16 protein-coding genes are annotated in these 26,078 nt (G+C 33.0%); 2 read left to right on the plus strand and 14 right to left on the minus strand.

The window, feature by feature from the left end; all coding sequences use genetic code 11:
- Positions 1-12 precede the first annotated feature (12 nt).
- Genes DIS07_RS02355 through DIS07_RS02365 form a run of 3 tightly spaced genes read right to left on the minus strand, consistent with a single transcriptional unit; the run spans position 13 to position 3,284 of the window.
- Positions 13-687, minus strand: a complete 675-nt coding sequence (locus DIS07_RS02355; RefSeq protein ID WP_109403607.1) for an ABC transporter ATP-binding protein — start codon at positions 685-687, stop codon at positions 13-15.
- A 5-nt stretch (positions 688-692) separates the two neighbouring features.
- Complete coding sequence (locus DIS07_RS02360) at positions 693-1,943, minus strand: efflux RND transporter periplasmic adaptor subunit (protein ID WP_109403608.1); 1,251 nt, start codon at positions 1,941-1,943, stop codon at positions 693-695.
- A 9-nt stretch (positions 1,944-1,952) separates the two neighbouring features.
- Positions 1,953-3,284 carry a TolC family protein gene (locus DIS07_RS02365; RefSeq protein ID WP_109403609.1) on the minus strand — a complete coding sequence of 444 codons (1,332 nt, stop codon included), beginning with the start codon at positions 3,282-3,284 and terminating at the stop codon, positions 1,953-1,955.
- A gap of 185 nt (positions 3,285-3,469) precedes the next feature.
- On the opposite strand from DIS07_RS02365, the gene DIS07_RS02370 reads away from it, so the two are divergent.
- Positions 3,470-4,837, plus strand: a complete 1,368-nt coding sequence (locus tag DIS07_RS02370; RefSeq protein ID WP_235869077.1) for a sigma-54-dependent transcriptional regulator — start codon at positions 3,470-3,472, stop codon at positions 4,835-4,837.
- A gap of 192 nt (positions 4,838-5,029) precedes the next feature.
- Positions 5,030-6,196 carry a sensor histidine kinase gene (locus DIS07_RS02375; RefSeq protein ID WP_181374513.1) on the plus strand — a complete coding sequence of 389 codons (1,167 nt, stop codon included), beginning with the start codon at positions 5,030-5,032 and terminating at the stop codon, positions 6,194-6,196.
- 58 nt (positions 6,197-6,254) lie between these two features.
- Here the strand turns inward: DIS07_RS02375 and DIS07_RS02380 are convergent, their stop codons facing one another.
- The 11 genes from DIS07_RS02380 to DIS07_RS02430 form a co-directional block, all read right to left on the minus strand.
- Entirely contained in the window at positions 6,255-8,018 is a 1,764-nt protein-coding gene (locus tag DIS07_RS02380; protein WP_109403611.1) for a T9SS type A sorting domain-containing protein, read from the minus strand.
- A 76-nt stretch (positions 8,019-8,094) separates the two neighbouring features.
- Positions 8,095-9,198: a 6-bladed beta-propeller gene (locus DIS07_RS02385; RefSeq protein WP_235869078.1), complete on the minus strand. Its 1,104-nt coding sequence runs from the start codon at positions 9,196-9,198 to the stop codon at positions 8,095-8,097.
- 14 nt (positions 9,199-9,212) lie between these two features.
- Positions 9,213-10,676, minus strand: a complete 1,464-nt coding sequence (locus DIS07_RS02390; protein ID WP_109403613.1) for a DUF1501 domain-containing protein — start codon at positions 10,674-10,676, stop codon at positions 9,213-9,215.
- An 11-nt stretch (positions 10,677-10,687) separates the two neighbouring features.
- On the minus strand, positions 10,688-13,525 hold the full coding sequence (locus DIS07_RS02395) for a DUF1549 domain-containing protein (protein ID WP_109403614.1): 2,838 nt from the start codon (positions 13,523-13,525) through the stop codon (positions 10,688-10,690).
- A gap of 79 nt (positions 13,526-13,604) precedes the next feature.
- Positions 13,605-14,657, minus strand: coding sequence for an L-rhamnose/proton symporter RhaT (rhaT, locus tag DIS07_RS02400; RefSeq protein ID WP_109403615.1), 1,053 nt, complete (start codon positions 14,655-14,657; stop codon positions 13,605-13,607).
- A gap of 24 nt (positions 14,658-14,681) precedes the next feature.
- Positions 14,682-16,070 carry a sulfatase gene (locus DIS07_RS02405; RefSeq protein WP_109403616.1) on the minus strand — a complete coding sequence of 463 codons (1,389 nt, stop codon included), beginning with the start codon at positions 16,068-16,070 and terminating at the stop codon, positions 14,682-14,684.
- Positions 16,071-16,134: 64 nt separating this feature from the next.
- On the minus strand, positions 16,135-19,617 hold the full coding sequence (locus DIS07_RS02410; RefSeq protein WP_109403617.1) for a glycosyl hydrolase: 3,483 nt from the start codon (positions 19,615-19,617) through the stop codon (positions 16,135-16,137).
- A gap of 11 nt (positions 19,618-19,628) precedes the next feature.
- Positions 19,629-21,041, minus strand: coding sequence for an L-fucose/L-arabinose isomerase family protein (locus tag DIS07_RS02415; protein ID WP_109403618.1), 1,413 nt, complete (start codon positions 21,039-21,041; stop codon positions 19,629-19,631).
- A gap of 34 nt (positions 21,042-21,075) precedes the next feature.
- Positions 21,076-22,512, minus strand: a complete 1,437-nt coding sequence (locus DIS07_RS02420) for a sulfatase (protein ID WP_109403619.1) — start codon at positions 22,510-22,512, stop codon at positions 21,076-21,078.
- A gap of 430 nt (positions 22,513-22,942) precedes the next feature.
- Entirely contained in the window at positions 22,943-23,659 is a 717-nt protein-coding gene (locus DIS07_RS02425) for an SGNH/GDSL hydrolase family protein (RefSeq protein WP_109403620.1), read from the minus strand.
- A gap of 65 nt (positions 23,660-23,724) precedes the next feature.
- Entirely contained in the window at positions 23,725-26,073 is a 2,349-nt protein-coding gene (locus tag DIS07_RS02430; RefSeq protein WP_109403621.1) for an alpha-L-rhamnosidase-related protein, read from the minus strand.
- Between the last annotated feature and the right edge of the window lie 5 nt (positions 26,074-26,078).

Here is a 26,078-nt window from a genome sequence, read left to right on the forward strand (position 1 = left end):
TTGGCTGTATTACTAATTGCTTGTTTCCATTACAATTTTTCCATCAAATAAGTTGATGACCCTGTGTGCGTAATTTGCATCACTTTCGGAGTGTGTTACCATAATAATAGTTGCACCTTCTTGACTTAGCTCTGTTAATAGATTCATAACCTCGGTACCATTTTTAGAATCTAAATTTCCCGTAGGTTCATCTGCTAACAATAATTTAGGCTCAGTAATTACAGCTCTAGCAATAGCAACACGTTGTTGCTGCCCTCCAGATAATTGTTGCGGAAAATGGTTAGAACGGTGGTCTATTTTCATACGTTTTAAAACAGCTTTTACTTTTTCTTTTCGTTCTTTTTGATTGATGTTCATAAACGTTAATGGCAATTCAACATTTTCGTAAACTGTTAAACCATCAATTAAATTAAAGCTCTGAAAAATGAAACCAATATTACCTTTTCTTGCTTTGGTTAACTCCTTTTCTTTTAAGTTACCTATTTCTTTTCCATGAAACATATAACTACCATCGGATGGGATATCAATTAGTCCAAGTATATTTAAAAGGGTAGATTTTCCACAACCTGAAGGTCCCATTATAGCAATAAATTCTCCGTCTTTTACATGTAGATTTATATCGTTTAATGCCTTAGTTTGTATATCTTCTGTAATAAATATTTTAGTTAGGTTTTTTGTCTGTATCATGGTTATTAATTTAAAATAAGTTTATCGCTGTTTTCAAAATTTTTATAGCTAGATGTTATTACACGTTCGTTAGGTTGTAGGCCTTCAAGAATTTCATAATATTGAGGGTTTTGTTTGCCTATTTTTATTTGGCGTTTAGTTGCAAAATTACCAGAAGCATCTACAACGTAAATCCAATTTCCGCCAGTAGTATTAGAAAACGCTCCTCTGCTAACAAGTATCGCATTTGTAGGTGTCCCCAATTCTAATTTTATAAAATAACTTTGCCCTGTTCTAATATTGTTTGGTTTTTCGTTTATAAAACTTAGGTCTATTTGAAATTCTCCATCTCTTACCTCCGGATATATTTTTTTAGTTTTTAAGGCATAGGTTTCTCCATCGCGTTCTAAAGATGCAGAAACATGTCGCGTAACTCTATCAATATAATGCTCATCTATATTAGACTGTACTTTAAAATTGGTTAACACGTGTATCTGTCCTATACGTTGTCCTTGGGAAATGCTTTGCCCAATTTCGGCATCTAGCATTCCTAATTGGCCATCTATCGTTGCCCTAACATTTAAGTGTTCAATTCTTTCATAAACCATGGCTAAGGTTTTTTTCATTCGTATTAAATCGTTGTCTAATTCTTTTATACCTGTAGCACTTAACAATGAATCTTGCTTTGCTTTAAACTTGATAACATCGTACTGTTTAGACGCCAATTCTTTTTCTTCTTTGGCTCTTATATAATTTTCTTTAGCTATTAATTCTTCTTCAAATAACGATTTATTTTGCTCAAAAGACCTGTTTGCTTTTATAACTCGGTATTCTGCTTCAAGCAAACTTTTTTGATTAAAAACACGTTGCGATTCAAAATTTATTTTTGTTTCTCTTAAATTGTTTTGCTTAATGGCTAGGTTGTTTTCGCTTGCTAAAATTTGCTCATATAACTGCCTGTTTTCTAGCTTTAATATAATATCTCCTTTTTTTACAATACTGCCTTCTTCTATATATTTTTCAACAATTCTTCCGTTTTCATAGGCATCAAGATATACTGTAGTAATGGGTTTTACAACGCCATTAATTGTAATGTAATCATTAAAATTAGAGCGCTTAACCTCTGTTATCGTAATTTCATTTTTTTTAACTTCTGATGATGTACTAGGCGTGCCTAAACTATTGTATAGAAATATTGCGATTAAAATAATTACAAGTAATCCTATGCCAATATGTTTAGGTTGTAGTGTTCTTTTCTTCTCTATTTTAGTATCCATTCTTTGTTATTATTTAAAAGGAAAAACAGCAATACCACAATAAAAATCTATTGCCTTTTTTTGATATTGTAATTGTAAATTAATTCTGGTTCTTTCTATTTTAGCTTGTGCTAAATTATTTTTGGCAACCTCTAATTCGTAAATCGTAGCCAGCCCTTTGTTAAACTTTTTTTGAGCAAAGTTAAAAGCGAGTTCTTTAGATTTTAGGTTAGACTCATTCTCCTCTTTTTCCGCTAAAAGCGCAGTGTTTTTTTGAATTGTTTTTTGTATTTCTTTATAAAGTTCTTGCTTCTTTTGCTCCAGAATATTCTTTTCTTTTAAGATATTTATTTTAGCAATTTTTACATTGGAATGTTTTGACCATTTATTGGTAATCGGAATTCTTAAAGACAAACCAATTGATTTGGCTGCATTATTAGATAGCTGGTCTAAAAAAGGCGTTATCAATCCATTTTCATCAATACTCGTTTCAAAATAACCTGTTCTATACGCCGCATTTAATACTAATGATGGATAAAAATCACTCCTTCTAATAGCCAAGTTTTTTTCTGAAGCATTTACCTGTAATTCTTGTTGTTTAATAGACGGAAGAAATGCAATTGCTTTAGAAAAAACAGTTTCTAAGGTTAAACTATCAAGAGATTTTAACGCTACTAAATCGGGTTTTAGCTTTATACTCGTGCCATTAAAATTCATGATTTGAATAAGATTTAAAGTCGCTTCATTTAAGGCGTTTTGGGCTTGAGCTATTTCTAATTTATTAGTACCCAATTCAGATTCAATATCGTATAAATTAGATTTCGCTAGCAATCCTAGTTCTATTTTTGAAGTTACCAACTTGTAATTTAAATTAGAAATTTCTAATTTTTCTTTTGTTATTTGCAATAAGTCTTCTCTAAATTTTACAAGATAGAAAGCATTCATCACATCAAAAGAAAGGTTGTATTTTGCTTGCAAAACAGCTTCTAAGCTTGCATGATATAGTAGTTTTTTCTGCGACCTTTGGTGCCACTTTTTAAAATTATTAAACAGATTTAAAGACGATGTTACTCCGTAGGTGTTTGATGACGTTGCAGTATTGATAACGTTGTTATTATTTGGGTCTACATACCTACCAAATCGTCTGTTTAAATTTGATACAGCACTAAAGTCTGGCAAAAAATCTCGTTTAGATTGTTGAAACGATTCCTTATCAATCTCCGAATTGTAAATTTTTGTTTTTTGGTCTAAGTTATTTTCACAAGCATAAACAATGCATTCCTCTAAAGTCCATAATTTTTGTGCATTACCATTTAAAGAAAAGGCAATATAGGTTACAAAAATTAGGAAAGTGTTTTTCATTTTTTATTGTTTTGCATTTTATATAACGATATGCGTGCCAAAAAATCAATACACTACAATTCAACAGGTTACAAACATCATCAATATCTAATTATCCTTTTTATGTAAAATATTTTTATACAAAGTGTAAAAATATTTTACACTTTATAGTTGAGTATTGTTCTTATTTGTAGCTTTGGATTATTATGTTGCAATCTGGAAAAATACTTATCGTAGACGACAATAAAGGGGTGCTAAGCGCCTTAGAATTGTTGTTGCAAGATGTTTACAAAACTGTAACTACGCTTCAAAACCCAAACGGAATATCTTCGGTTACCGATTTAAAAAGCTACGATGTTATTCTTTTGGATATGAATTTTTCATCCAGAATAAATACAGGAAATGAAGGTTTTTATTGGCTACGAAAATTAAAAAAAATAGCACCCGATGCTTCTGTAATAATGATGACTGCTTTTGGCGATGTAGAATTAGCTGTAAATACCTTAAAAGAAGGAGCTATAGATTTTGTATTAAAACCATGGGATAACGAAAAGATTTTAGCCACCATTCATGCAGCCTTTCAATTAGGAAAATCTAAGAAAGAAGTAAGTTTACTAAAACAAAGCGAAAAAAAATTAAAGCACCTTATCAACGAAACAGAGCAGCAAATTATCGGAACTTCTTCAGCGATAAATGCAGTTTTAAAAATTACTGAAAAAGTTGCAAAAACCTCTGCAAATGTTTTAATAACTGGCGAAAATGGTACTGGTAAAGAGTTAATTGCACGAGCCATTCACAACCAATCTGCGCAACATCAAGAAATTTTAGTAAATGTAGATGTAAGTGCCATACCCGAAAGCCTTTTTGAAAGTGAACTTTTTGGACATGTAAAAGGCGCTTTTACCGATGCTAAAAATGATAGAGCAGGTAAGTTTGAAGTTGCTCATAATGGTACGCTTTTTTTAGATGAAATAGGTAATTTGCCATTACAGTTACAGTCTAAATTATTAAAAGTGATTCAACAAAAAGAAATCGTTCGCATTGGGTCTAACAAAGTTATTCCTGTAAATGTTAGATTGGTTTGCGCTACCAATTGCGATTTGAATAAAATGGTTGATGAAGGACTTTTTAGAGAAGATTTGTTGTACCGAATAAATACTATACATATTGAAGTACCCGCACTTAGAGAACGTGGCAATGATATTATAGAATTGGCAGAATTTTTCTTAAATAAATATGCAAATAAATATGATAAAAAAGGATTAAAATTGAGTAGTGCCATCAAGAAAAAACTACTTAAATATACTTGGCCTGGAAATATTAGAGAGCTACAACATACTATGGAACGTTGTGTTATTTTAAGTGAGAATAACCTATTAAAGGTAAATGATTTTATGTTTAATCAGCGGCAAACAAAAGCATTAAACACGGCAGACATAACCATTGACGAAATGGAAAAAAATATGATTATTACTGCGCTAAAAAAATACGATGGTAATTATAGTACTGCTGCAGAACAGTTAGGTATCACTCGTCAAACCTTATACAATAAAACAAAGCGTTATAAAATTTAATATTCTAAAATGCTATCTAAAAATTTATATCTAAAAATAATTTTAAGAGTACTATTGCTAGTATTGGTATGTGCTAGCGTAGTGTATTTTATTTTAAATGATATAAAAGGCGTTGCTGTATTATTAGGAGTCGTATTAATTTTACAAATAATTTCACTTGTCAATTTTCTAAACAGCACCAACCGTAAGCTCATGTTTTTTTTTAATGCTATAGAAAACTCAGATTCTACCATTAGCTTTTCAGAAAACACAAATAACTCGGTAACAAATCAATTAAATGCGCATTTAAATAGAGTTAATAGAATTATTCAAGATGAAAAATTGAATACCCAAGCCCAAGAGCAATACTACCAAACTTTATTAGCATACACCAATGTTGGCTTATTATCTATTAATGCCAAAGGGCATATTTTATTTGCCAACGAAAGTGCAAAAAAATTATTGAATTGCGATGTGCTTACACATATTCAACAGCTTAAAAAAATAGATAACAGCGTCTATAATTTAGTTAGTAAACTACAACCTTTTAAGCAACAGGTAATTTCTATAACGAACGAACGTGCAACAGTTGAATTAAAAATTGAATCTAAACCTATAGAAGTTAACAATGTGTCTCTTTTATTAGTTAGTATTCAAAATATTTATAGCGAATTAGACACTAAACAAGTCGATTCTTGGATGGGATTAATAAAGGTAATGAGCCATGAAATCATGAATGCTTTGGCACCAATAACTTCTATTTCAGATAGTTTATCTAAAGTCATTAAAACTGATAATGGTAAAATTCAATTGGACCAATTAAAAGAAAGTGATTTAGAAAAAGTAAAAAAAGGATTGGCCGTAATACAAGAACAAAGTTTAGGTTTAACCGATTTTGTTACAGGGTATCGTTCTTTAACAAAAATTCCTAAACCCGATAAAACACTTATAAAAGTGCCTGCATTATTCGAAAAAATAATCACGTTAGTAAGTAACGAAAAGGCACATAAAAACATATCTCTCGAAACTCAAATTACACCAACTAATTTAGAGCTTTTTGCAGACGAAAATCAGATTATGCAGGTTTTAGTCAATTTGATTAAGAATTCGATAGATGCTTTAATTCATCATGCTAACGGAGTAATTAAACTACAAGCTATAAAAACAACTTCTGGAAATATAGAAATACAAGTTATAGATAACGGAACTGGAATATCAGAAAACAATCTTAAGCAAATTTTTATTCCGTTTTTTACAACCAAAGAAAAAGGTACAGGAATTGGTTTAAGTCTTTCTAAACATATAATGAAATTGCATCAAGGGCACTTAATGGTAAAATCTACACCTGATGTGGAAACTGTTTTTACATTGCTGTTTTAAGAAGAAACCTATTAAATTTTAAAAAATTATAATAGGCTTCCTCTCTATAAAATGAATATTAATTCAATACAATTTTATGCATTGATGTGCCTCTATTTCCTTCTATTTTTAAAATATAGATACCTGCTTTATGATTATTTAATCGAATTTCTTTAGTTGACAATACACTTCCTTTTTGGATTTCTGCACCATTAATTGAATAAATTTTATATTGCATTTCTTCTCCATGGCTTAAATTTATATTGAAGACACCTCTATTAGGATTTGGATATATATTTACCACATCTTCTTTTATTTTTTTGGATGCAGATAATGTTGCGTTACTTAATTCTATAATATTTATTGAAAATTTAGGTAACGTAATTCCTTCAGTTCCTTGGCTAATTAGAGTTAATGGATCTACATCAATCCCCATAACTCTCTCTTCATCCATTTTAGTAAAGGTAATAGCTTTATGAACTTTAGTATCTGTATAAGCTACACCATCTATATTTACATTAAATGGCACATCTTGATTACTAAGGTTTACAACAAAAATGGAAGTTTTACCATCTTTTGTTACAACTCTTGCGTTAACAGCTTTTACACCATCAACAAGGTTAGATACTTCTACGTTACTTTCAATTAAAGTGGTATTTTCTAAAGCCAAACGTATAATTTCATAAGCAGAGCCAAACAATGTTTTTTCTAATGGATACTTTATTCTTGGACGCTCTACTCCACTATTAGAAATATAGGTTTCCCAAACAAAATGCGAGTTCAATTTTCCGTTAACACTAAACCAGTTGGCACGTTCAAAAACATCTTGGTTTTGACTCATAAAAATATAGCAATCTGCCATTCCTAAAACAGAAACTGCATTTGGTCCACCAGATTTTACACCCCACTCAGTTAACCAAATAGGTTTATTAGGTGCTACTTTGTGCGCATAATCATAAATAGAATTTCCTAAATATTTTCTGGCAGTAAGTGCTGTACCGAAAGCTTCATCACTATTATTCACGTCATCAGGATCTGAACCCACATAGGTGTGTACAGTAACCGCATCAAAATAACTAAGATCTTGGGTTACATCTCTATTCCAATTAGGGTTTGCCCAACTGTCTCTTCTCAATAATGGTATAGAAACTCTTATATTTGGGTCTTTGGTTTTTAGTGCTGCAGACATCGATTTTGCTCTAGCGATATAATCTTCGGCATTAGGTATGATTGAGCTACGTTGACCAGGATAAAAGTTTTCATTCCCCAATTCTATAACTTTTACTTCAAAACCTCTAGAAATCAAATTATTGTATCTTGCTATAGTTTCTGGACTTCCATTATTGAAATCAGTACCATCTGCACTCATATTAAAAGTCCACATCATATCAAACCCCTTACCTGTTGTTGATTTCCTAGTGGCATTTAAACTTGTTAATCCGTCAATACCAACTTTGATATTATTGCTATCAAATATTTTTATATTTGCTAACAGGTCAGGTGATTTTGTTTTAATAGTCTTATTTACGCCTTGTTCATATTGAAAACTTTCCGCTCCAAAAAGCCTGGTTACATCTCTTCTCCAGTCATACCAATTAGCCCATAACCCATGTGGAAACCTTATCGTTATTGGTTTTAATTTATTAATTAAATCTTTTTCTTTTGTGGTTGAAAAATGATGTGTATTTGTACCTAATAATAAATTATTAAACGCTTCTTGTGATGAAGAATTAATATTAATAGTTGCCTTCATGTTAGATGGCAAGCTAAAAGGGTAATCTTGAGCTGATACAACTATTGATATTAGCATCAGAAAACAAACAACAAAAAACTTATTTAACATAATTATGACTTTGGATTATTCAAAGATAGTGTATACCTTTTCTAAAGTAATCCTGTAATGACCTGAATACAAAAACTTAAACTCTTTCTAACTTTATAGGGTAAGTCTTATTTGCATTCCATTGGCATACATATAAGTTTTCATCGTTATCAATACACACATCATGACAATGGCGAAAAATAGGTTGTTCTTGTACCATGCGCTGTAGTTTTCCTTTTTTATACTTTGGTTTTGTACCACCAGGGTTGGAAACTACTTTACCTTTGTCATCCAAAATAGTTACGAATCCTGAACCTGGACTAGTTTTAGTTGGGTGTGTTTTCAATCGTCTTGAAGCATCATAGTCGATTTCTGAAGACCAACATACACCCGAATATAAGTTATCATTATGAATAACAGGACGACAAACAAAGGCTCCTGGTAAGTCTATTTGCTCTATATACACGCCATCTAATGTAAAACGCTTAAAACAATTACTAGCTCTAGAGGTTATTAGCAATGTTGGCTCTCCTTTTCCTCTGTAATCTATACAAACACCATGTGCTGTTTGAAATTGATTTTGCCCTGTGCCATTTCCTTCTCCAATTTTTCTAATAAACTCTCCGTCTTTTGTAAATTGAAGTATGTACTGCGACCCATAACCATCGGCTATGTATATATCTCCATTAGGTCCAATGGCACTTTCAGTAGGTTTAAATTTATCCTTTTTATCGTATGCTCCATATAAGGATGGATGCCCTATTATCATTAATTCTTTACCATCAGTTGTGGTTTTAATAAGTTCACCTCCTTTAGTATCTGCAATAAACAAAAAATCATCAGAGCCATCATTCCATAAAGATAATCCATGACCTCCTTTGTAACGCACTCCCCAAGCATCTAACAATTTACCGGATTTATCATAGATTAAAACATTATTATGCGTGTCATCACCCACCATTATAAGTCTGCCTTGAGAATCCATTACCATTTCATGACAATTCTTTACAGGGGTAATAGCCCTATCTAAATCTCCCCAAGATTTATGCACTTTATACTTAAAATCGCCATGACCAATAATATCATCATACATCTCTGGTTTAGATTTTAATATGTTAAAATGAGGCACAACTGCCAAACCTAAACTTGCTTTTGCTGTTGTATTTATAAACGTTCTACGATTCATATTAGACTTTGTCATAACGAAATTAAATTTTAAGCGATGTTTTCTTTTGATGATTTCATAGGATTCCCAAATAAATCTAATATTGGTTTTCCTTTACCATCTGGCGTTGTATAAAATGGTCTACCTTCTATTTCATAATGGGTTTCTGGATGAATCCCTAAAGCATGATAAACAGATTGATGCACTTCATCTATTACTACTGGATTCTCTATTGATGAACAAGGTCTTTCGTCTGCAGTTTTACCATAAACTAATCCTTTTTTTACACCACCGCCCCACATTAAAATAGAACTACCATCTGTAAAATGACGATGCATTCCATAGTGTTTTTCGTGTTCTATAATATCTGGTTGATTCACTTGGTCTTTTACTTTTTTACCTGGTCTCCCTTCCATAATAGCATCTCGACTAAACTCACTTGCCAAAATAATAAGTGTTCTATCTAAATGCCCTGTTTTATCTAAATCCTTAACAAGTTGAGCTATAGGCCTATCAATAAGCGCTTTCATTTTTTTAAGCCTCGTATGCCCATTTTCATGCGTATCCCAACCTAAAAATGGTTCGTATTCTGTAGATACACTAATAAATCGTCCTCCATTCATCGCTAATCGTTTTGCCAACAAACATCCTAAACCAAAACGTCCTGTATTATAAGTATCATAAACTTCTTTTGGTTCTTCTGATAAATCAAAAACTTTAGCTTCTGGAGAATTCAATAAGCGATACGACTGCTCCATAGAACGCATTAAAGACTCTCGCTGGTAATCGCTACCCTGCTCCATCACCTCGCTCTTATTTGCTAGTTCTTTAAATAATTTATAACGTGCTTCAAAACGTTTAAGCGACATACCCTTTGGTGGGCGCACACTTTCCAAACCACTTGAAGGGTCAGGAATTAAAAAAGGCCCATATTCTGTACCTAAAAATCCTGCAGAATGAAATGCCTTGAGCTCTTCAGACTCCCCCATTGTAAAACGTTGCCCCATAGCAATAAAAGGGGGAATAACAGGGTTTGCAGGCCCTAACTCTTTAGCTATCCAAGCTCCAATGTGAGGTGCTTGTACAGATTGTGGTGGCTCATAACAAGTATGCCAATGATATTGATGACGCGTATGCAAAATATGCCCTAAATCTGCAGATTTGTATGAACGAATTATAGCACCTTTATCCATTACACTCCCTATACCTTCTAATCCTTCAGAAAAATATAAATCATCAACTACAGTAGGTTTCTTAGGAAAAGTACTTAGCACTCTCTTGCTTTCTACACCTTTTTCAAAAGGCACATAAGCTTTAGGGTCAAATGTCTCGGTATGTGCCATTCCTCCTGCCATCCAGAGTAAAATAACAGTATCTGCTGTAGATGCCATTTTTTGAACCTCAGGCGAACAAGAACTTAAAAAACTAAATCCTGGAATTGTAGTTGCTGCTGCTGATAAACTAGCAGCACTCATTTTTTTCAAAAAATCTCTACGTGACTTATTTGTATCCATTTTTTTTATTTTTAGTTAATAAACTGAAATTCTGGCGACATTAAAACAGCCCAAAATACATCTTGTAATTGTTCTTGTTTTGGATTCTTTCCTAAAACATTAAGCATCATTGTTTTTTCTTCACTTGACGGTTCTCTATTAAATGCTTTTTGATATAAGTTTTTTACAATAACACGACTATCCTCTCCATAATTTTTTAACCACGATTGTGCTCCTTCTTCTAAGATCCCATTAAAAAACTCACCATTAGTAAGCTCTAAAGCTTGTAACAAGGTTGCTTGATCTTCTCTAGAGGTCGTTACAATTTCTCTACTGGGTCTTCCTAAAGCTTTCATAAACGGGTGTTGCTTTACCAAACTAGCACGCGCAAATTTTTCGGTGTGTGGTTTAAAAGTAAAATCTAGTAGTTGTCCCCAATTTTTAAAATTTCTAGTACTGTAATTTCTAACTTTTCTCCATGAACTATCATCATATTCAACAGCTACCCAGTTGGCTTCTGGTAACTCACGAGAACTCACCCAAGATTTATCGGACTTTAAAAGTGTACTCTTACCCGACGCATAATCTATCTTTAAAGCAAATAATATACCTGCTGGATTTGCAATAGTACCTCCATTTTCTCCTATAATCGCTATGGTGTTTTTCCCAACTTTTAGATGACTTGTAATATCAATTTTATCAACTACCTTCCAATTTTTATTTTGCAATATCTTTTTTCCATTAAGATAAAGGACATAAGAATTGTCAACTGAAATTAAAACTTCTCCTTTTTTTATAGTTTCTTTTGAAACATTAAATGATTTTCTAAAATATCTTTTACCAGGTTCAGGTAGTACTACTCTTCCCAACTCTTCTTCTAGATGCCATATCCGTATGGCTTTGATATCATCTCCATTTGGATTGAATGCTACTTGTGGATATAAAGGTGCAATAATCTGACTTACAGCATCAGAGAATTGCTCCGCACTAAGTCTGCGCGTTACTGGCCCTTTAAAAACGTACTTGGTTTTTAAGTCTTCCTCTTTTTTATAATTGACCATAGGCAATTGATAAACTTTAGACGTCATGATACGCTTAATTAAATGCTTTAAATCTGAGCCTGAATCTATAAAATCTGCTGACAACCAATCTAGCACCATAGCATCCCATGGCGTATTATCCATTTCATCTAAAGGTTCAACTATACCACGTCCCATCAATCTGTCCCAAAACCTATTGGCAATGGTTCTGTAAAGCCTTCCATTAGCTCTCTGAACCATCACTTCTGATAGTTTTAATAATCTATCTTTAACCGTTTCACCATCAACACTTCCTAATTCTGGATATAGAAAATTTGGTTTAGCGAGTTTACCTATGGGTTTATCACATCTATTCAACTCTAGAATAGAATCAGAAAAAATTGTTGCAAATCCGTAGGCTTGATCTAAGGTTAGATTGCTGATGAAACTGTTATGACATGAAGCACATTTTACATTAACCCCCATAAGAGATTGGCCAATATTCTGTGCAGCTTGCATTTCTGTTCTTTGACTTGCATTAACAACACCTCTCCATTTTATGCCTTTTATAAAACCTTCTGAACCTTTTACTGGATTTACTAACTCGGTTACTAATTGGTCATAAGATTTATTTTTCATTAGTGATGAATATAACCAATGCGTAATTTGTTTTTTACCTCCAACGCTATAATAATCATTTCGTAATAAATCATTCCAAAAACTTAACCAATGTTGTGTATAATTTTGATTATCGTTTAACAAAGTATCAACTAATGCTTCTCTTTTGTTTGGATTGTTATCATTTATAAAATCTTTAACTACGCTTGGTTCTGGCAACAAGCCAATGGCGTCCATGTAGGCACGTCTTATAAAAGCTCTATCGTTAATAACTTCTTGCCAATCCAGATTATTTTTATCAAAATAAATAGCTACTAATTTATCAATAGGATGAGTTATACCTTGAATATTATTAGGTAGCTCTGGCTTTACTAAAGCTAACTCTGCTTCTGGAAAAACTTTTACTGCTTTATCTGACCAATGTGCACCTTCTTTAATCCAAAGTTTTACCAATGCTATTTCATCAGGAGTTAATAGTTTACCTTTTGTAGGCATTACCTTTTTATCATTAGCCGAAAGAATAATTCGTTTATAAATTTCACTTTCTTCAGGTTTACCGGGTACAACTGCCAATCCTGATTTACCTCCTTTAAAAACTCCTCGTTTAGTTTCAAGTACTAACTCCCCTTTTTGCTTGTTTTCACTATGACATTGATAACATTTATGTGCAAAAAGTCCTCGTACTTCTAAACTTAATTTGTCTTTTTGTAAATCCGATAATTCTGAATTCCCTTTTAATTCTGATAATAAAACACTTGATTCTTTAGCAGTGTAAACCTCTTTATTTCCTGGCAAAATTGCTGTTAAATAATCTTCTCCATGGGTTAAATTAGCTCCTAAATGTCCAGTTATAGTTAGCAATATTACAGTTATAAAAAGCATAAATCGGTATGCCTTTAAATTAATTGTAGCTTTTTTTAGAGCATTTCTTAAAATTATTGCAGTAATAAGCGACAAAACCGCTGTAGCTATTCCTGTATATTGATGGTTATCTACCAAATTTCCAGAATATTCATCTTGTGTTTTTAGAAACCAACCAAAAAGTGCTGAAAAAACAGCAAAACCTGCACCAATATAAACCATATAATTGATGCCTTCTCTAAGTCCTTTTCGTTTACCTCCTATAGTTCGAATTTCTAATAGTAATGCAACAACCAAAAGACCTACTGGAAAATGTACAAATAGTGGATGCAAGCGCCCTAAAAATTGTAATACCCAATTTGAAGTATCCATAAATTATTCAAATAATATTGATTCTAAAATTATTTTATATTTTTTTTTAGATTATCCTGTTGTGTCAGGTTGATTAAATCTAAATAGAATTTCCAACACCCACTAATACAACGGAAAGAATAATTACTATAATTCCGGTTGTTATAGTTAATTTTGTTTTTTTAGCTACACCAAACCATTCTTTTCTATAAATCCCCCAAAGATTAGCCGTTAAAATAATGGTGGACATATGTAAAATCCAAGAACTAGCACCATTACCTAATTTGCTTTCTCCCATACCATAAAAGAAAAATTGTAAAAACCATATGGTGCCTGCCAAAGCAGAAAACAAAAGATTTTTACGAATTGGAGTATTTGTATTGATAAAATCTTTGTATGATTTTTTTTTGATACTCAACATGGTAGTCCAAACTAAATTAGTTGCTAAACCACCCCAAAGTATCACTACAAACGTCACATTATTGGCAAATAGATGATCATAGCCTGCAGCAACTGCTGCATCTGCTAAAGGTTTCCCTACTTCTATACCAAAACTAAAAAATGAACTTAATATACCTGAAAGCACAGCAACTATTAACCCTTTTACCAAATTAAATTCTGTTACGCTCTTCTTTTTTTCTTCTTCAGAAAGTTCTTTTTCCTTTAACATACCTGCTTTTCCACAAATTGCAATACCTATTAAACAAACTAAAACACCAAGCAAAACGACTCTTCCTCCTGAAGAAGATATCATATCTGTAAAAGATATTTTACCATCTTGAGGATTTAAATTATAATAAATTGAGGGTACAACAGCCCCAAATGCTGCACAAAACCCTAGAACTACTGAATTACCTAAAGACATCCCTAGATAACGTACTCCAAGGCCGTAAGACAAACCACCAACTCCCCAAAGTAGCCCCATTAAAAATGTAAAACCTAAAATTATGCTTGAACTTGATGCAATGATATCTACAAAACCAGGAACCGTTAAATAAGCAGCTATTGGAGGTACAATAAGCCAAGACATAACACCTCCTACCATCCAGTAGGTTTCCCATGCCCAACCTTTTACTTTATTGTATGGCATATAAAAACTTCCTGCGGCTACGCCTCCTAAAGAATGAAATATAACCCCTAATATTGCTTGCATAACTTTTGAATATAAAATTTATTATTATAATTTACTTATGTATTCTGGATTTTTAGTTGTTGGTATTGGCGCATTGGTATCTTTCCACCATTGTTTTAACAACGTTAATAATTCAGTTGCTTTTTCAGGATTTACTTCTGAAAGATTATTTCTTTCTCCTATATCTTCAGATAAATTATACAACTCAATAGCATTGTCTTCAAAGTAATAATGAAGTTTCCAATCCCCTTTTCTTACTACAGATCCTGGACGCGTTCTAAATAAAGGATCACGATTTTCGTTATCGTTTACATTATAAGCCTGTAAATAAATAGGGAAATGCCAAAATAAAGGACGTTCAAAAACTTCTACTTCTTTTTCTAAAACAGGTGATAAATTATTACCATCCAATTGAAGTGAGCTAGCATCAATACCTGCATATTGCAATACCGTTGGAAAAATATCTAAATTCGTTATCGGAATTTCACTCTTCGTATTCGGTTGAATCTTACTATTTAATACAAAGAAAAAAGGCTCTCTAATACCACCTTCATAATAGCTACCTTTTCCTGCTCTTAATGGTTTTTGTTTCGTAATTCCATACAAACCGCCATTGTCGGAAGTAAAAACAATTAAGGTATTCTCTAAAAGAGACCTTTCTTTTAGCTTATTGATAAGTAGTCCTATGTTTCTATCTAGATTATCTACCATAGAAGCATATTCCGCGTTACCTTGACCTTGCCAAGGTGTTTTTTTCTCATATTTAGGAACAATACTGTCTATTGGCATTATAGGCACATGAACTGCATAAGGCGAATAGTTCAAATAAAAAGGTTTTTGAACAGTATCTACAAACTTTAAAGCATTTTCCATCACCAAATCAGTCAAATATTGGCTATTGCCTTTTTCTATCTTTACATTTTTATAGGGTGGATAATAACTTCTGGGTAGACCATTGTGTCCTCCAGCAATATTTACATCAAATCCATATTCTAGAGGATTATCACTTAAATGCCACTTTCCTGCATGACAGGTTATATAGCCATTTTCGTGCAACACCTCTGGTAAAATATGATGTTCTGGTGATAAAGTATGAGTGTTTTTAATAGGGATTATTTTTCTGTCTTCAGATTTACCTCTAGTTGACGGACTCACTGTATAAACCCCATGACGTGGTGCCCATTGCCCAGTCATTAAATTAGCTCTACTAGGGGCACAATTGGAAGCAGATGCATACCCATTTGTAAATACCATTCCTAAGCTAGATAGGTAATCTATATTAGGTGTTTCATAGTATTTGCTTCCCATAAAACCAACATCTTTCCAGCCCATATCATCAACATTTATAATGATTATGTTTGGTACTACATTCTCTTTTTTTGTAGCACATGCTACACTAATTAATACTAATATGTACAAAGGTATTTTTCGCATTGTATTTTAATTTATGAGCTAATTTAAAATATAAATCAACTTCAATAGACTTTATTTTAATTTTCTATAACTTCTTGACTTTTGAAACAATAATTCTAACCGGACCTATTAAACCAGAGGGCAACAATTCTGAGTTTTTATTGTAATGTTTAAACCCAGCTAAAGTTATACGTTCTGTTGGTCTATTGGTATTGTTTAAAAGCCACTTGGGCCAATCTTTTATATGTGGTCCTCTGCGCTCGTAATCTAACTCCATCTGCTCGTCGCCAATTAATCTATTTGGCCAAAGGTTAGTAATTTTTACTTCAAGTGTGTTGGTGCCCTTTAAGATTGCATTATCAAGATTGATTCTGTATGGGGTTTTCCATAAAATTCCAAGGTTTTCTCCATTAAGAATCACTTCAGCAATTACCATAACATTACTTAAATCTAATTCAAAAGAATAACACGATTTTATAAGTTTTGTAGGGATTTGAAACTCTTTTTTATAGCTAGCTGTCCCCGAAAAGTAACGAATATCTTTTTCTGAAGCAACCGACCAAGAAATTAATTGATTAAATGTAGTTTCTAAAATATCTTTGTTTATTAGTGGGAAGCTTACTTGCCAATCATTAGAGATATCAATAGGTTTAGGTATCGATTTTACTTTTAATGTTTTCGTTTTTCCTTTTGACGAACGATAGGTTATTTCACCAGTATAAGGGGTAACCCAAGCAACTCCATTGTTGTCGTAAATTATTTTAGATTTAGGTCTTTCCTGTGTCAACTTTAGAATATTTCCTTCAGAAACAATAATGCTTTTCTTTTCGTTATTAATCGTATAGCTAACACGTAAAGAGTTCTTAGTATCATTTTTTTCTTTTAAAAAACGATCGTTTACAGAAATTTCATAAGTACCAGATTCTACGATTGATTTTACTTTTTCTGTAACATCGTAAATAGGTTTGTTAGAAGGAATGCTATTTATTCCTCTCGCAAATTTTCCGAAGACCGCTTTTACAACGACTAATTTTCCTTTGTTGGTAGCATCTATATGTAACCACTCTTTTTCCATGGCATTTTTTTCGTGTAGCGTTTCACCAACTTTATATTGAACACGTAATTCTTTTTTATAGCCAGGTGCTGGGTCTCCAGAACAAAGACTGCGAGTTGCATGTATCGATAATTTATTATCAACAACGCTTTTTGCAACTTTTTCTGTAACATCAACCAAGCCATCAGGTAAAAATGTTCCGTATTCAGCTTTTATGATTTTTAGAGTAGAAGGAGAAGTTGATTTAGGTTTTTGAGTAGTGATGGCAGCACTTACAATGTGATCTTCTGAAGTTATAGGTTCTTTAAACACAACAAATACAGAGCCTTGAGATTCAAAAGGAATTGATACTGTTGTGGTACCATCACCATTGTTTTTCCATACTGAAGCATTAGTAATTTCTCCTGTTTCTGCATTCCAAAGTTCTGGTTGTTTTCCTGTAACTCGAAAACGACAGTCTAATTCTCGACTTTCTTTTTTTGAATTTACTACAAAATAGATGTCGCTATTTTTAGTTTTTCTGTGAATAAAATCGATAGCGGCATCGGTATCGTTTTCAATTGAAAAATCTGGAAGCAATACCCAGTTTTTTAAAACATCTAAAATCGAGTTGTCTTTAACAATACCCGAATTCCATAAATTATCAGCTAACTCAACTACCTTTTCATCGCAAGTAGGATACTTTTCAAGACTTGGCGATTTTTTTGGTTTTGAGCCAATAATTTGTGCGCCCAAGTTAGCTAATTCTTTAATTTTAGTTAGTGTTTTTGGTGTCATCCATTCAATTGAAGGCAATACCAAAACTTTGTATTTTTCTCCTACAGAAGTTTGAATAAGACCGTCTTTTACTGTTAATGTATGTATTTTGTTTGACCCAATCACATCATAATCATATCCAAGTTCTTTTATTTCTGGCATTAAAAGCGCATCATTTGGAGATGCCTCTCCTGTAAAAACCAAGACATCGGCTACCGAGGTGCCTTGTTGTAGTAAAAACTGACCTCTGCTAATATAATTTACAAAAGGTTTACTCTGATTCCACCATGTATTTAAACGGTTAAAATCTGTTCCAAAAACCTGTAAAGTCAATCCAGGTCCAACATTCCAAGGTTGATGTACATAACAATGAAAAACAAAACGGTTGATACCTTGTGCCCAGGCCAAGTCGCCCATCGCTTTTAGTGTACCTGGGTGTTGGTTCCAGCCGCCCATACCCGTAAAAGATTCTGCTTCGGCAATGGGGCTTCCATTTAATTTGGCAATCGAAGCAACAAATTTAGGCGAGTCAAAAAACGCCAAACTTCCACTCCAAAATTCAGACATCACCACATCAGCAGTTGCACCAACTTGCATGCTATCAAATGGTCCCCAGTAAGGTTCTGTAGAAAATTGCATGCCGTTTTTATGGCAAAGTTCTCCGAAATAACCGTAATAATTCTTAGCGATTAAATCTCCAATCGTACGTCTAAAATCCCATAGAAATCGTTCAGTTTCTTCGCCACTTTCTATATAGTAACCGGCTAAAGCGGGTAAATATGCTTTACAGTTGTAAGAACGAAGGGTTTTAAATTCTTCTGCAAAATTTGCTGTCCAGTTTGTTGTACCTACCTCGTAGCTATCAATATGGCATCTTGTAACAGCAGTACCTATTAAAGTGTCTAATTTTTTAATAATCGGCTGTATGCCTCCTTGCCAAAAAATATCTACAGCCTTTTTGTTCATTTTATCACACTCTAAACCGCGTCCGCCATCACTCGGAAAACGATTTTTTTCGCCGGTAGGCGTGTGTCCAATACGTAAAATAACCCATTCGCCTTTAGGTACTTGCCATTTTAAGACCCCATCTTTAGTAAGTTTTGATGTCAAATCAATAATTTCTGCTTTTTTAACTATTGCCAAATCAGAAACATTCTTATTATCAGGCGTTAGGTGATTTCTAACTTTATGCGAAAGAATTTTTGTATCTAATTCGTCAATTCTTTGATCGTTTTTAGGTTTAGGAAAAGCAAGAATTGCAATATCTTTATAATAATTTAGGTGGGTTTTAGGTTGAGGCAGTTTAGCATTAAATGTGTTGTTCCCAGTGTACACTATTTCAGAAAAAACCAATTCTTGCATGGCATATTCTGGGGTGATTGATGGTCCGCCCGTTGACGACCAACCAGCACCATTATGAAAACTCAACTCGAGTTCTAGTCGTTTGGCCTCCGAGGCTGCAAAATGAAATAAATCTAGCCATGACGTACTTAAATAATCAGCAAAACCTTTTGGATTTCCTAAGTTTACATTAAAAATCAGAGCACCCTGAATGCCTACGTTTTTCATAGCTTCTAGGTCGGCTGTTATACCTTCTTTTGTAACGTTTCCGTTTATCCAAAACCACATAGTACGTGGTTTCGCAGATGCTGGTGGATTCTGAAAATTTTGTTCTAAGGATATACTTTGGGCAATTAAACCTGGCACAAATAAACTCAGAACTAACCCTAAAAACAGCGTTTTATATAGTATTTTCATCCTTTTTATCTTTAACAGATTCTAACTACTCTAAGATTTAATATTTTTCCTAATTTATCAATTTTGTTTGCAATATGACCTACACCAATAGCACAATGATGAGATGGACCTTGTTTAGACCACTCATTCATAAAAGCTCTTGCTCCTATTGAAAACCGGTAACGACTATTTGTATTTCCTATTTGTAATATTGGCCCTTCAACTGATTCTCCTTCAGCAACCAATAAAAACACATCATCTTTACCTTCAACAACAGACAACAAAGTTACTGGGCCGTGTTTTACCGTCATTTGAATGGACAAGCCTTTTCCTGGTTTTCCGTGATATACAGGCAAAGGCACCAACTGTACGTTGCCTTCTGCAATAGCAAAATGTGCTGGCCCATCATGCCCCAGCATAACGATATCATCATTAAAATCCATGGCATAGAATTCTGAAAACGAACCACCTACCCCAAAAGCATCCATAATTTTCATGGCTTGGGCATTTTTCACTTCATATTCGCCTGCAACTGGCACATTTTTTCCTGTTAATAAGGTGTTTCCTGCAATTACGGACGTTACTATATTTTCATATTCATTAGCAGTTTCACCTTCGTAATAATAAGCCATGGAACCTAGATTATGATTTTCAACCAATTTATCTAAAGCTATTGAGGTTTTTGCTGCGCGTACCAATTCTTCTTCTTCACAAGCATCAATCACTTCAAAGGTACTTTGGAATTCAGTTATTTTTTCATCAACCTCGTCATCTGTGACTGCATCTCTGTACTTTTTCACCTCACACATTTCGACAATTTCTATATGCGTTCCAAAAGCTGAAGATTGTTTTGTTAAATCGGAATATACGTCTAACATACCTGCATAATAATGTCCTAAAACACCGAGTCTATTATTTTGCATTATCGAAGCGACTTTTGTAGCATCTATCCAATCCTGAATTTCGTCCCAAACTACTTGCTCTCCTAAATAACCTGTTACAAATTCGTAATCTATTCCTGCACGATTAAAAACATTTGCAAACTCTGGCACAGAACAAGCTTGACAATGTGCTAACCATTCACCTGTCATTTTTCCACGATCTCCCAAAGCATTAAAACTCTCATAATCAATAGCTGCTACAGGTTGAATATTTAAAATCACTACCGGACATTTTACTTTCTGAACCACAGGTAAAACTGTAGATGATAAGGCATAGGTAGATATATATAAAAACAAGATATCTACATCTTCTGTTTTTAATATCTGAGCTTTTTCTCTTGCTACCACTGGAGAATCTACCAAACCAACATTGACTACCTTAGCTCCAAAACTTTCCATTTTAGTTGCTATTTGTTGTTGATAACCTTCTAACCGTTCTAATAAGCCTTCAAATTGCGGCCAATAGGTATCTAAGCCAATACCAAATAATCCTACTTTTATCATTTTAATTTTGTTTTATATTTATTTGCATTGAAAACTAGTTTTTGTCTAATCGAGCATTCAACTTTTTCTTTAACTCTTTGACTAATTCTTTTTGTTCCTCAGCAATGTTTTTTGTTTCCTTTTCTTTTGATGTATGAGCATACAACTCTACAAATCCATCTTTATGAAGAGTCAACCTATGTGTTGATGTTCTAATCGTTGAAGCTTTATTATTGTAAGCTATAGCGTCGTGTCCAGTAGTATTCGGTGCTTCTAATATCTTTTTTAGTGACACACCATAGCTATGTTCAGGAATTTCAATTCCAGCTAAATCGCATAGAGTTGGGAATATATCGACTGTTTCAACAATGGCATTTGCGTTAGCACCTTTATGTTTCATTTCTGGATAATGAATTATTAAAGGCGCATGTAACGATTCCTCGAACAAACTGTGTTTTCCCCAAATTGCATGTTCTCCTAAATGCCAACCATGGTCTCCCCAAAGTACAACAATAGTATTTTTGTCTGCTCCTGTTTTTTTTAATGTTGCAAGAATTTTGCCAACTTGAGCATCTGCAAAACTCACACATGCAGCATAATGACGACGCACATCATTAGCAAAATCAGCATCTGTATTAGGATTTTTACCCCAACGTTTGTATTTCATAAATTCACCCGATTCATGCCATGTGGTTTTCCCTTTTGGTTTTTGAGGGTTTTTTATTTCGGGAAGGGCTACACCATCGTACCTATCATAATACTTTTTTGGTGTACCAAAAGGTAGGTGTGGTTTTATAATTCCAACAGCTAGAAAAAATGGATTTTCATTATTGTTAGTAAGTGTTTTTAGTTGGTTTATAGCTTCATTTGTAATTGCTCCATCTGGATAAATATTGTCATCTCCTTCTACTGTCTCAAAAACATCCATATTGCCTGATTTTACTCGAATTTGTCCATTGGCTAATCCATGCATTGCTCCGCGCGGATGTTCCCATTCTGCAACCGGCATCAAATGTTTATCCCATGCATTGGGCATTTCAATTTTTGTACTATCATTCCAATTCTTACCACCTCTTCCTCCTGGGTGATGAGAAACTTTCCCTACAGAAATTGTCGTATAACCATGTGCTTTAAACCACTCTGGCATACTTTTATCTATTTCTTGATTACCTTCGTTTATTTTATTTGCTCTTCGAAAAAGTGCATTATTTCCTGCTGGACCATATTGTCCTGTCAGTAAGGTATATCTAGATGGTCCACAACTTGGAGAATTTACAAAATGTCTTTGAAATTTAACTCCCTTTTCTGCTAAGGCGTCAATATTTGGAGAACTGATATACTTAGCTCCGAAACTCTTTAACTCTGGACGGAGATCATCCACACAAATGAGTAAAACATTAGGTTTTTGAGTAACTTGTACTTTTTTACAATTCGTTATTATAAAAAAAGAAAATATAGTGTAAAAAAAAGGCAGTATTTTTTTAACTCTCATTATTATATTCTTAATTAATTTTTTTTATCGTTTTCAATTGTCTTCTCAAATTTTCTTTTTGATTTAAACTTCCTGAATCAATACTAAATAATTAAATATTGAAAAAGATTTTTGATCATTAATAGCATTTTTTGATTTATTCAAAACGAAAGTTCTTATAATAGTTAAAAGTAAATTACGTAGAAAACGACACAAATAACAATTGACGTTTTGATATATTTATTACACAAAATGATATCAATTATTACAATGCGTTGTTCTAAATTATCTTATTTAGATTTCAATATACAATTCACTTACTTTTTTTAATCTATCTCTATCCAGTTCTACACCAAAACCTGGTTCTGATTTATAAGAGTAATAACCATTGCTTCCTTTTTAGGAGCTAAACTTCATCATTTTTATTCACTAAAACACCAATCCTTTAAATCTATTTAAAATGCTTCATAATTTCTTTAGTAATCAACTCATGACCTTTTTCATTGGGATGATTTATTTGTGCCATATACTTTTTAAGTTTCTTCTTTTTAGAATATAAGAATTCAAAAGCCTTATAACTATCAACTAATTCAACTTTATAAGTCTGAGCTAGTTTTCTTATCTGATTAGCATGTTGCCAGAGTTTATTTTTAGGGTTATTATAATCAACCCTAGTGTCTGGGGATGGTGTTAACAGTATAACATGTATGTTATTTTTTAAAGCGCTTTCTATCATATATTCCCATGCTTGCTTTGCCTTTTCCAAACCTATTTTTCTATCATTTAAGCCATAATCTATACATAAGACATCTGGTTTATGATTTAAGACTTCATTATCAAACCTTTTTACACCTTTTACTGAATTTTCTCCACCAACTGCTGTAACAATAGCATTTACTACAGCATAAGGATATTTTTCTTTGATTTTTCTTAAAACCTGATACGGGTAAGAAGACAACGTGTTTACCATAGGTGTTTTAAAATATCCCGAAGGCACACTATGCCCATGAAATACAATGTTTATAGTTTTATTGTTTGGCCATTTCTTTTTGAGTTCTTTCTTTATTTCCAATAAATAATCTTGGTCTTTTTTACTTTCGATTTCTACAACTTGAGCAAAAGTGAACTGGCATAAAAGAAATACCGCATAAAAATAATTTCTCAACATATTTTAAAACAAATTAACCTAATAATAAATCTCTAATTCTGAAAAGGTATAACTAAAATATTTAATTACTTATAAATAGCCTCTAACTCCCAATTCCCCGATAATAATACAAATTTCAAATACCTCATATCTTCTCCTTTAAAAAGAACACCTTTGATTTTCTTTTTTATTTTACCTTTACTCCACACACATTTTCCATTAACATAAACCTTGTCAATTGTTTTTTCTGTTTTCGGAATTCCGATAATTGCTTCTGTTTCTTTTGGTGAACTTAAGTTTAGTTGATATTCTAACTCACTAACATGTATTTCGACATCTATATCTCCTTTTACAGTAGGAATGGTTTTCTTTATATTTTCAAGATGCACCAATGCGGGCATAATTTCAAATTCACTCCAAGCCACTTTTGTTGGTCTAACTCCTGCAATATGTTTAGATAAAATAGTATTTGGAGCATTCCAAGCATGATTGTAGCTACCTCCTCTTGGAAACATTTCATATAAGGTAGACATCGTTTTTTTATCTACTTGACTTTGATATTGCACTTTCATTCTTTCTAAAGATGCTTTATATCTTCCTGCAATACACATAGCTTCTTCTGCAATCCATTCAAAATGTGGACTTGAAAAACGATTTGGAATTAAGACATTATCAACGATTTGATTGTAATAATCTGGATTTGCAATTCCAGAAACAATAGCAATCGCATTTGCTCTATCATCTTTAAATTTATCCACATTCGTACTATAAAACCCATTCTTCCAATACGCTTTATCAAACGCAGGTTTCATGACATCCATTCTTTCTGAATACCATTTTATATCTTCGGTCTTACCTAAAACTTCTGCCATTTTTTTAGCTTCTTTTAAAGCTAAGTAATAGAATGCCATTTGAATAGGTTGTTCATCTATCGTCTTTTTTACTCCCCAATCTACCCAATTCCAAGAATCAGGGCTTTTTCCTTTACGATATTCTGGTAATCCATTTTCTTGCATTGGAAACAATGCTAAATAATCATACACAAACGGGTAGGCTTTTTCTAAGGTTTCTTTGTCTCCTGTGTTTAAGTAGTAAGGCCAAATTCCTTGAGCAATAAATTGCAAACTTTGCGCTACCAATTCTCGAACTCTTAATGGGCCTAAAGCTCCCATGACTCCGTTTTCGCTAAATGCTGTGGTTTGCAAAATTGCTTTTTTTAACAATTGACGTCCAGCATTATCCATGGAATAAAACAAATACCCAACTTGATCTGCAACATCTCCAATCCACAATGCTCGTTCTCTATCCGGACAGTCCATAAAATTATCTCTAGCACACACAAACAAAGTATTATTACCCATCCACCATAAACGCTGATAAAACGGATCATCAATTTCAAATTTACCTGCCATTTCACCAACACTCATCCACCTGTACTTCAAAGCGTTTACTTTAACCCCTTTTGGAATGGTGTATCTAATTTCATGACCGTTCATCCAAGAAAAACTTTCAAAAGATTGTTTGCCTTCTTTCGTTATATAAGTTGCATTAATTCTATTCAATCTATTATCAGTAGTTATAAAAATAGTATCCCCAGCTTTCGCTTCAATCTCTAAATAGGGTGTAATCTGTTTATTAAAAGGCAATTTTGCTTTTAACATTTTTCCATCGCTTACAAATGGAAGTTTTAAAGTCTCATGATTTTCATAGTTTTCCAAACCATGATTAATTAAGTGCGGAACTATATTAGGTTCTACGTTATACCATGGTGCGACTCCTAATTTTCCTTTTTCAACAGCTCTTGGCCAATTTTCATCATTAAAATCAGTTTTATACCATGCTTTTTCCGACCAATCTCCTATCGATTTTTGCGCATCAAACAATACATTATATTGCACTATTGCTTTGCTAGATGGGGCAATTGTATTATCATACCCAGGGTGTTGTAATGCTTTCCAAGATGCATCAGAAACAACGGGCTGATTTCCTATATTAGCAGAAAACAACAATCCTCCTTTTCCACTATCAATATGTGTCCCTTTGTGTGTTTCTCGTCCCCAATACCAAGCTAAAATCGCGATTGTATTTTCTCCTTTTTTTAAATATGGTTGAATATTTACAGTATCATACCAAGAATTTGTTGGTGTAATTTTCTGTTTTCTATTCCATTCTCCAGCTTGACTTGGCCCTCGTGACAAACCACCTTCAAATAAGACCATTTCACCATTGATCCATAGCCAAAATTTACTATCTACGGCTATTAATGCTTCTACCTTTTCAGGTACTTCATCTAGAGTGATTATTTTTCTAAAACTCATCCAAGTATTAGAAGGGCCATCTTCTTGTTGCCATATCCACTGGGCATTATTCCATTCGTTTGAAAATGCAAATGAAAAATAAAAAGTAAAGAGTATTAATAATATATTTTTTCTCATAATTG

This window comes from Polaribacter aquimarinus (assembly GCF_003129485.1).
Classification (GTDB): domain Bacteria; phylum Bacteroidota; class Bacteroidia; order Flavobacteriales; family Flavobacteriaceae; genus Polaribacter; species Polaribacter aquimarinus.

Excerpts from the sequence above, each read along its gene's own strand:
- DIS07_RS02365 (WP_109403609.1), bottom strand. The coding sequence starts at position 3,284 with ATGAAAAACACTTTCCTAATTTTTGTAACCTATATTGCCTTTTCTTTA.
- DIS07_RS02410 (WP_109403617.1), bottom strand. The coding sequence starts at position 19,617 with ATGAAAATACTATATAAAACGCTGTTTTTAGGGTTAGTTCTGAGTTTA.
- DIS07_RS02395 (WP_109403614.1), bottom strand. The coding sequence starts at position 13,525 with ATGGATACTTCAAATTGGGTATTACAATTTTTAGGGCGCTTGCATCCA.
- DIS07_RS02390 (WP_109403613.1), bottom strand. The coding sequence starts at position 10,676 with ATGGATACAAATAAGTCACGTAGAGATTTTTTGAAAAAAATGAGTGCT.
- DIS07_RS02415 (WP_109403618.1), bottom strand. The coding sequence starts at position 21,041 with ATGATAAAAGTAGGATTATTTGGTATTGGCTTAGATACCTATTGGCCG.
- DIS07_RS02380 (WP_109403611.1), bottom strand. The coding sequence starts at position 8,018 with ATGTTAAATAAGTTTTTTGTTGTTTGTTTTCTGATGCTAATATCAATA.
- rhaT (WP_109403615.1), bottom strand. The coding sequence starts at position 14,657 with ATGCAAGCAATATTAGGGGTTATATTTCATTCTTTAGGAGGCGTAGCC.
- DIS07_RS02430 (WP_109403621.1), bottom strand. The coding sequence starts at position 26,073 with ATGAGAAAAAATATATTATTAATACTCTTTACTTTTTATTTTTCATTT.
- DIS07_RS02360 (WP_109403608.1), bottom strand. The coding sequence starts at position 1,943 with ATGGATACTAAAATAGAGAAGAAAAGAACACTACAACCTAAACATATT.
- DIS07_RS02385 (WP_235869078.1), bottom strand. The coding sequence starts at position 9,198 with ATGACAAAGTCTAATATGAATCGTAGAACGTTTATAAATACAACAGCA.
- DIS07_RS02420 (WP_109403619.1), bottom strand. The coding sequence starts at position 22,512 with ATGAGAGTTAAAAAAATACTGCCTTTTTTTTACACTATATTTTCTTTT.
- DIS07_RS02375 (WP_181374513.1), top strand. The coding sequence starts at position 5,030 with ATGTTTTTTTTTAATGCTATAGAAAACTCAGATTCTACCATTAGCTTT.
- DIS07_RS02425 (WP_109403620.1), bottom strand. The coding sequence starts at position 23,659 with ATGTTGAGAAATTATTTTTATGCGGTATTTCTTTTATGCCAGTTCACT.
- DIS07_RS02405 (WP_109403616.1), bottom strand. The coding sequence starts at position 16,070 with ATGCGAAAAATACCTTTGTACATATTAGTATTAATTAGTGTAGCATGT.
- DIS07_RS02370 (WP_235869077.1), top strand. The coding sequence starts at position 3,470 with ATGTTGCAATCTGGAAAAATACTTATCGTAGACGACAATAAAGGGGTG.
- DIS07_RS02355 (WP_109403607.1), bottom strand. The coding sequence starts at position 687 with ATGATACAGACAAAAAACCTAACTAAAATATTTATTACAGAAGATATA.